Origin of the sequence: Bradyrhizobium genomosp. I (2014), from assembly GCF_000261685.1 — a bacterium.
Lineage (GTDB): Bacteria > Pseudomonadota > Alphaproteobacteria > Rhizobiales > Xanthobacteraceae > Bradyrhizobium.
On record NZ_AJQE01000250.1, the window covers coordinates 1 to 7979 of the forward strand.

Genomic DNA, 7979 nt, shown 5'->3' on the forward strand with positions numbered 1-7979 from the left:
TAAGATTAGCCGCAGGCGTAACCCACCTCTTCTGGTTCCGCGTATAGAGACAGCGGTGGGTTACGCCTCGCGACTACGCTGCGCGTAGCCGCAATGCTAACCCACCCTACGCATCCCCTAAGCCTCGTTGCCGCCTTCCTGCCGTGTCGCCTCGAACAGGAACCAGGTGCGGCGCTCGGTCTCGTCGATGAAGTTTTCGAGGATGCTGGCGCTGGCGACGTCGCCGGCCTCGTCGCAGACGTCGTGCGCCTTGCGCATCGCAGCCGCGACATGCTTGTTGTCCTGCATCAGCTCGCGCAGCATCTCGCGCGGCGGGACGTAGTCCTCGTTGTTGTCCTTGATGGTCTGGAGCTTTGCGACCTGGCCGATCGACTTCAGCGTGGTCCCGCCGATCTTGCGGACGCGCTCGGCGAGTTGATCGGTGGTGGCGAAGATCTGGTCGGACTGCTCGTCGAGCAGCAGATGATAATCCCGGAAGTGGCGCCCGCTGATGTGCCAGTGGAAGTTCTTGGTCTTGAGATAGAGCGCGAACGCGTCGGCCAGAAGCACGTTGAGCGCCTCCGAGACCTTCTTGACGCCATCCGACGACAGATCAGTGGGGGTATCGAGATCGGGCGAGACCTTGCTGGTTTTGCTCACGGGAAACCTTCCTGTTAGGACGCGGACATTGACGGCGCGCCGTCGCACCCCTAACGCAAGGCGGGCAGCGCCGGTTCCTCCATCGGAACCGTTTGGCCGGGACCTTCGAATACCATGGACGATTGGATCGATTATTACGACTCGACGCATACGATCTATGTCAGCAAGCTGCATCGCGACTTGCACTTCCAGATCATTGCGCGCGACATCATCGGCTACATCCCCTCGCCCGATGCGACGGTGCTGGACTATGCCTGCGGGGAAGCGCTGTCGGCGAGCCAGGTGGCAGCCGCCTGCGGCCAGCTGATCCTGGCCGAGCCCGCGCCGGGCGTGCGTGGCCGGCTGATCGCGCGGTTTGCCCCGAACACGAAGATCCGCGTCCGCTCGCTCGACGACGTCCGCAAGATGCAGGACCAATCGATCGATCTCGTCGTGATGAACTCGGTCGCGCAATACATGACGCCGGACGAGCTCGATGCCGCCCTCCTCAACATCCGCCGCATCCTGAAACCCTCCGGCAAGCTGGTGCTTGGTGACATCCTGCAGCCCAATGTCGGGATGGTCAGGGACGTGATGGCGCTGCTCGGCTTCGGCGTCCGCCACGGCTTCTTGAAAGATGCGCTGATCGGGCTGGTCAGCACCGCGCTGTCGGATTACCGTCAGCTGCGCACGCGCATCGGGCTGCAGCGTTACAGCGAGGACGAGATCACCGCCAGGCTGAAGGCGGCGGACTTCGCGGTCCAGCGCGCCGACGGCAATATCGGCCATAATCGCTGGCGCATGACCTTCATCGCGCGGCCGCCTCTCGTCCGTTAAGCATAGCGGTCAGCCGAGCTGGCCTGTCGCCCCCCGATCGGTCATGATCGTCGCGGCCCGGTGGCGGAAGCGTCTACGCGGGAGCGGTGCATCGCTCTTTATCCTGGTTCAAATCCAGGCCGGGTCTCCACGCTTCGCCCCTGCGGGGCTACGCGTGGCGCAGCCACGCAAGACCCGTAGGGGCGAAGCGTGTCCGGCGTAGCTGGAGCGGCAGCGGAAGCGGAAGCGAAGACGGACTGCCCGCCCCGAGCTCAATCCACCTTCACCACGTCACATCCGCCCATCAGCTGCAGCCGCTCGGCATCCCTGGCCGCGGATTTGAGCACCGCGTCGAGCAGGCCCGGGAACCGCGCGTCCAGATCCTCGCGGCGCAGCCGCATGAAGCGGTTGGTTCCTGCCAGGCGCGTCTGCATCAACCCGCATTCGCGCAGCTTGGCGAAGTGGTAGGCGAGGTTCGACTTGCCGCCGAGCCCGCTGAAGTCGCCGCAACAGAGTTCGCTGCTGACACGTTCTTGCAGGGCGAGCTGGTAGACAATGGCGAGCCGGATCGGATCGCTCAGGCAGTCGAGAACCAACGGCAGCTCGATCTGCTCGCGGGTGGGGTGGAGAGGTGTGCGGCTCATGTCCAGAGCATAGTGGCAGGGCCGCAGAGTTCAATAGTTCTTGAACTAATTGACTCCCGAAGCACAGCGTCCAATAGTTCAATAAACATTGAACATGGAGTTTGCGATGAGCGTGTTCTGGCTGGCCCTCGCGGCCTTTGCGATCGGCACGGAAGGCTTTGTCATTGCGGGACTTTTGCCGGCAATCGCCATCGACCTCGCGATTTCGGTCTCGGCTGCGGGCCAATTGGTCACCGCCTACGCCCTCACCTATGCGGTGGGCTCGCCGATCCTCGCCGTAACGCTCAACAATATCGACCGCCGCACCGTGCTGGCCCTGGCGCTGACCACCTTCATCGCCGGCAACCTCGCGGCAATGGTCGCATCCAACTATGCGCTGCTGCTGGCCTCGCGGATGCTGATGGCGCTGGGCTCGGGGTTGTGCATGCCAACGGCAATGGCGGTGTCCGTGGCGGTCGCTGCACCCGAGCGCCGCGGCCGCGCCGTGGCGCTTGTCACCTCCGGCATGACTGTTGCGACCGTGATCGGCGTTCCCCTCGGCAATCTCGTCGGCAGCGTGTTCGGCTGGCGCGCGACCTTTGCCATGGTCGCCCTGATCGGCGCCGTCGCGCTCGCCGGCCTCCTGCTCGGCCTGCCCAAAGGCCTGCCGCGGAATACAGCCTCGCTTGGCGAACGGCTGGCGGTGGCACGCCACGGCCACGTGCTGGTCGCGCTTCTGATCACGATGTTGTGGGCGCTGGGCGGCTTCACGGTGTTCACCTATTTCGCGGTCCCGCTGCGCGGGCTCGGCTTCGACGCCTCGCAGATCAGCCTTGCCCTGCTGGTGTTCGGCGGCGCCGCCGCGATCGGGAACATGCTTGGCGGCGTCCTGGCCGACCGGCTCGGCACGCTCGCCACCGCCGCCCTCGGGCTGACCGGCATGGCGGCCGCCCTGATCCTGCATTCGCTGGCGCTGAAGCTGATGCCCGGACAGGCGCATTACGCGGTGCTGGGCGCGATCTTCCTCTGGGGCATCTCGGGCTGGGCATTCTATCCGGCCCAGCTTGCCAGCATCATCCGGATCGAGCCGCAGGCTTCGATAATCGCGCTCTCACTCAACGCCTCGTCGATGTATCTCGGCTTCGCCATCGGTGGCGCGCTCGGCGGCGCGGTGCTGGCCACTCTCACGCCGACCGACCTCGGCTGGATCGGCGGCACGAGCGTTGCGGCCTCGCTCCTGGTGCACCTCGCCCGCGGTTGGCAGGCCCGGCCAAAACCGGTCAAAATTGCCGGTTGATGGGCGTTTTTCGGGGTTTCGCCGCCCCGAAAACTGGTCTAAGACCCACCCGCGCGCGAGGGAGACCACCGCGCGCGCGCATGATCCGCCAAAGTGTAGGCGGTTTGGCGTCAAGATCATGCGCTACTTTTTAGGAGTAGAAGCGCGATCGGACGCAAAACCGGTGGCCACTTTTGCTGATCGCGCTTCGGCCACAGGGGACGCGCAGCGAGCGCGCCCTTTTTTTGTGCCCAAATTCCACTTCGGCGAGAGTTGATGCCCAAACGTACAGACATCACCACCATCCTGATCATCGGCGCCGGTCCCATCGTGATCGGCCAGGCCTGCGAGTTCGACTATTCGGGCACCCAGGCGGTGAAGACGCTGAAGGAAGAGGGCTATCGAATCGTCCTCGTCAATTCCAACCCGGCCACCATCATGACCGATCCGGAATTGGCCGATGCGACCTATATCGAGCCGATCACGCCCGAGATCGTCGCCAAGATCATCGAGAAGGAACGTCACGCCATTCCCGGCGGCTTCGCGCTGCTGCCGACCATGGGCGGCCAGACCGCGCTGAACTGCGCGCTCTCGCTGCGCCGCCAGGGCACTCTGGACAAGTTCGATGTCGAGATGATCGGCGCAACCGCTGACGCGATCGACAAGGCCGAAGACCGCCAGCTGTTCCGCAACGCCATGGAGAAGATCGGGCTGCAGACGCCGAAGTCGCGGCTTGCCAACGCCTCGGAGCTGAAGAAGTCGTTCCGTGACAAATACCACGCCGAACGCGAGAAGCTGTCGGGCGCGGCGCTCGATGAGCTCGACCGGCAATGGACTCTCGGCGAAGGCGACCGCCGCAAGCGCTATCAGGAATATGCACTGGGACAGGCGATGATGGCGCTGTCCGAGATCGGCCTGCCCGCGATCATCCGCCCTTCCTTCACCATGGGCGGCACCGGCGGCGGCATCGCCTACAACAAGGAAGAGTTCCTCGACATCATCGAACGCGGCCTCGATGCGTCTCCCACCAACGAAGTGCTGATCGAAGAATCCGTGCTCGGCTGGAAGGAGTACGAGATGGAGGTGGTGCGCGACAAGAAGGACAATTGCATCATCGTCTGCTCGATCGAGAACCTCGATCCGATGGGCGTGCACACCGGCGATTCCATCACGGTGGCGCCGGCGCTGACGCTGACCGACAAGGAATATCAGATCATGCGCGACGCCTCGCTGGCGGTGCTGCGCGAGATCGGCGTGGAGACCGGCGGCTCCAACGTGCAGTTCGGCGTCAATCCCGAAGACGGCCGCATGGTCGTCATCGAGATGAATCCGCGCGTGTCGCGCTCCTCCGCGCTGGCTTCCAAGGCCACCGGCTTTCCGATCGCCAAGGTCGCCGCGAAGCTCGCGGTCGGCTACACGCTCGACGAGATCGCCAACGACATCACCGGCGGCGCCACGCCGGCCTCGTTCGAGCCGACCATCGACTACGTCGTCACCAAGGTGCCGCGTTTTGCCTTCGAGAAATTCCCGGGCGCCTCGACCACGCTGACCACGTCGATGAAGTCGGTCGGCGAAGTCATGGCGATCGGCCGCACCTTCCAGGAAAGCCTGCAAAAGGCGCTGCGCGGGCTCGAGACCGGATTGACCGGCCTCGACGAGATCGAGATCGAGGGCCTCGGCCGCGACGACGACAAGAACGCGATCCGCGCCGCGCTCGGCACGCCGACACCGAACCGGCTGCTCCAGGTCGCCCAGGCCATGCGGCTCGGCTGGTCGAACGAGGACATCTTCAAGTCCTGCAAGATCGATCCGTGGTTCCTCGGCGAGATGCGCGGCATCGTCGACATGGAGGAGAAGGTCAGGAAGAACGGCCTGCCCGGCAACGCCTTCGGCATGCGCACGCTCAAGGCCATGGGCTTCTCGGATGCGCGCCTCGCGGTGCTCGCGGACACGACGGAAGCGGAGGTGACGGCGAAGCGCCACGCGCTCGGCGTTCGCCCCGTCTACAAGCGCATCGACACCTGCGCGGCCGAGTTCGCCTCGCCGACCGCTTATATGTATTCGACCTACGAGGCGCCGTTCGCGGGCGCGCCGGCGGACGAGAGCGCACCGTCCGACAAGAAGAAGGTCATCATTCTCGGCGGCGGCCCGAACCGCATCGGCCAGGGCATCGAGTTCGACTATTGCTGCTGTCATGCCTGCTTCGCGTTGCATGACGCCGGCTACGAATCCATCATGGTCAACTGCAATCCGGAGACGGTGTCGACCGATTACGACACCGCCGACCGGCTCTATTTCGAGCCGCTTACCGCCGAGGACGTGCTGGAGATCATCGCGAAGGAGCGCAGCAAGGGCACGCTGCACGGTGTGATCGTGCAGTTCGGCGGCCAGACGCCGCTGAAGCTGGCGCATGCGCTGGAAGCCGCCGAAGTGCCGATCCTCGGCACTTCGCCGGATGCCATCGATCTCGCGGAAGACCGCGACCGCTTCAAGCGCGTGCTCGACAAGCTTCGCCTCAAGCAGCCGAAGAACGGCATCGCCTATTCGGTCGAACAGGCCCGCCTCGTCGCCGCCGATCTCGGCCTGCCGCTCGTGGTGCGCCCGTCCTACGTGCTCGGCGGTCGCGCGATGCAGATCATCCGCGAGGAGAATCAGCTCAACGACTATCTGCTCGGCACGCTGCCGGAGCTGGTGCCGGCCGACGTCAAGGCGCGCTATCCGAACGACAAGACCGGGCAGATCAATACCGTGCTCGGCAAGAACCCGCTGCTGTTCGACCGCTATCTGTCGGACGCGACCGAAGTCGACGTCGACTGCCTCTGCGACGGCAGGGACACCTTCATCGTCGGCATCATGGAGCACATCGAGGAAGCCGGCATCCATTCCGGCGACAGCGCCTGCTCGCTTCCGCCGCACTCGCTCGAGCCTGAGATGATCGAGGAGCTGGAGCGGCAGACCCGCGAGCTCGCCCTCGGCCTCGACGTCATTGGCCTGATGAACGTGCAGTACGCCATCAAGGACGGCGACATCTACGTGCTCGAGGTCAATCCGCGCGCTTCGCGCACCGTGCCTTTCGTCGCCAAGGTGATCGGCACGCCGGTCGCGAAGATCGCCGCACGGATCATGGCCGGTGAGACGCTCGCCGACTTCAAGCTTAAGAAGGCGACTCTCAAGCACGTCGGTGTCAAGGAATCGGTGTTCCCGTTCGCGCGCTTCCCCGGCGTCGACACCGTGCTCGGCCCCGAGATGCGCTCGACCGGCGAGGTCATGGGCATCGACCGCTCGTTCGCGGTTGCCTTCGCCAAAAGTCAGCTCGGCGGCGGCACGCGGGTGCCGCGCAAGGGCACGGTGTTCGTCTCGGTGCGCGAAAGCGACAAGACGCGCATCGCCGAGGCCGTTCGCGAACTGCATTCGCTCGGCTTCAAGGTGCTGGCGACGTCGGGTACCCAGCGCTTCCTGACCGACCAGGGCATCCCGACCGAGAAGGTGAACAAGGTGCTGGAGGGGCGGCCGCACATCGTCGACGCCATCACCAATGGCGACGTCCAGCTCGTCTTCAACACCACCGAAGGCCCGCAGGCGCTGGCCGACAGCCGTTCGCTGCGGCGCGCGGCCCTCTTGCATAAAGTGCCATATTACACCACTCTTTCCGGGGCCGTGGCGGCCGCGCAGGGCATCCGCGCCTATCTGGGCGGGGACCTTGAGGTTCGTACCCTGCAGAGCTACTTTTCGGAAACCTGATCCCTGGCGGCGGCGAGGCTTCCGCTAAGTGATTGGCAATGAAGCCACAATGGCCGGAGGAACTGTCCGGCCAGGTGGTGGTTTTGTTCCGGCGCCAAGCCCATATCTGTCAATCTCCGGCAGCCCTGCGTTGGGCTCCGGAAACACTGGCGAATCAAGGTTGCGGCGCCCATCCGCGTTTGCGGCGCACGATCGAAGGACGAGAGAGACGATGGAAAAGGTTCCGATGACCCAGGCCGGCTTTGTCGCGCTCGGGGAAGAATTGAAGCAGCGCCAGTCCGTGGATCGTCCGCGGATCATCGAGCATATCGCGGAGGCGCGCTCGCACGGAGACCTGTCGGAGAACGCGGAATATCATGCCGCGAAGGAAGAGCAGTCCCACAATGAAGGCCGCATCGCCGAGCTCGAGGACAAGCTCGCGCGCGCCGACATCATCGACATTTCCAAGCTCTCCGGCGACACCATCAAGTTCGGCGCCACCGTGACGCTGGTCGACGAGGACACCGAGAAGAAGACGGTGTGGCAGATCGTCGGCGAGGTCGAGGCCGACGCCAAGAAGGGCCGCATCTCCATCACCTCGCCGCTCGCGCGCGCGCTGATCGGCAAGAAGAAGGGGTCGACCGTCGAGGTCAATGCACCCGGCGGCGCCAAGGCGTATGAGATCACCAAGGTGGAGTGGCGGTAAGGATTTGCCGCTCCGCTGAGACGTTTCGAAAAGGCCGCGCGACGCGCGGCCTTTTTGTTTCTGCGGGTTGCTGGAGTTGTGGTGAACACCGCTCACACACCCGTCATTGCGAGCGAAGCGAAGCAATCCAGAATCTTTCCGCAGAGACAGTCTCGCAATGACGATGTGGATGCAGCGAGCACCACTCCATCACCGTCCCCCCCCCCCGCGCAATGGCGTA

Annotated in this window: 6 protein-coding genes; 4 read left to right on the top strand and 2 right to left on the bottom strand. The window is 64.5% G+C overall.

Annotated elements, in window-relative coordinates:
* Positions 1-117 precede the first annotated feature (117 nt).
* Positions 118-639, bottom strand: coding sequence for a Dps family protein (locus tag IC50_RS23555; protein WP_035710304.1), 522 nt, complete (start codon positions 637-639; stop codon positions 118-120).
* A 114-nt stretch (positions 640-753) separates the two neighbouring features.
* On the opposite strand from IC50_RS23555, the gene IC50_RS23560 reads away from it, so the two are divergent.
* Positions 754-1455, top strand: coding sequence for a class I SAM-dependent methyltransferase (locus IC50_RS23560; protein WP_035710305.1), 702 nt, complete (start codon positions 754-756; stop codon positions 1453-1455).
* Between the two features lie 251 nt (positions 1456-1706).
* Here the strand turns inward: IC50_RS23560 and IC50_RS23565 are convergent, their stop codons facing one another.
* Positions 1707-2078, bottom strand: coding sequence for an ArsR/SmtB family transcription factor (locus IC50_RS23565; RefSeq protein WP_035710307.1), 372 nt, complete (start codon positions 2076-2078; stop codon positions 1707-1709).
* 106 nt (positions 2079-2184) lie between these two features.
* On the opposite strand from IC50_RS23565, the gene IC50_RS23570 reads away from it, so the two are divergent.
* From IC50_RS23570 to greA, 3 genes are all read left to right on the top strand, one after another.
* Positions 2185-3354, top strand: coding sequence for an MFS transporter (locus IC50_RS23570; RefSeq protein WP_035710311.1), 1170 nt, complete (start codon positions 2185-2187; stop codon positions 3352-3354).
* 255 nt (positions 3355-3609) lie between these two features.
* Positions 3610-7074 carry a carbamoyl-phosphate synthase large subunit gene (gene carB / locus IC50_RS23575; protein ID WP_035710308.1) on the top strand — a complete coding sequence of 1155 codons (3465 nt, stop codon included), beginning with the start codon at positions 3610-3612 and terminating at the stop codon, positions 7072-7074.
* 211 nt (positions 7075-7285) lie between these two features.
* The gene (greA, locus tag IC50_RS23580; RefSeq protein WP_035710309.1) at positions 7286-7759 is read left to right on the top strand and encodes a transcription elongation factor GreA; all 474 of its coding nucleotides are present in this window, start codon (positions 7286-7288) and stop codon (positions 7757-7759) included.
* Positions 7760-7979 lie beyond the last annotated feature (220 nt).

Coding starts and splice junctions, on each gene's coding strand:
- IC50_RS23560 (WP_035710305.1), top strand. CDS start 754: ATGGACGATTGGATCGATTATTACGACTCGACGCATACGATCTATGTC.
- IC50_RS23570 (WP_035710311.1), top strand. CDS start 2,185: ATGAGCGTGTTCTGGCTGGCCCTCGCGGCCTTTGCGATCGGCACGGAA.
- carB (WP_035710308.1), top strand. CDS start 3,610: ATGCCCAAACGTACAGACATCACCACCATCCTGATCATCGGCGCCGGT.
- IC50_RS23565 (WP_035710307.1), bottom strand. CDS start 2,078: ATGAGCCGCACACCTCTCCACCCCACCCGCGAGCAGATCGAGCTGCCG.
- greA (WP_035710309.1), top strand. CDS start 7,286: ATGGAAAAGGTTCCGATGACCCAGGCCGGCTTTGTCGCGCTCGGGGAA.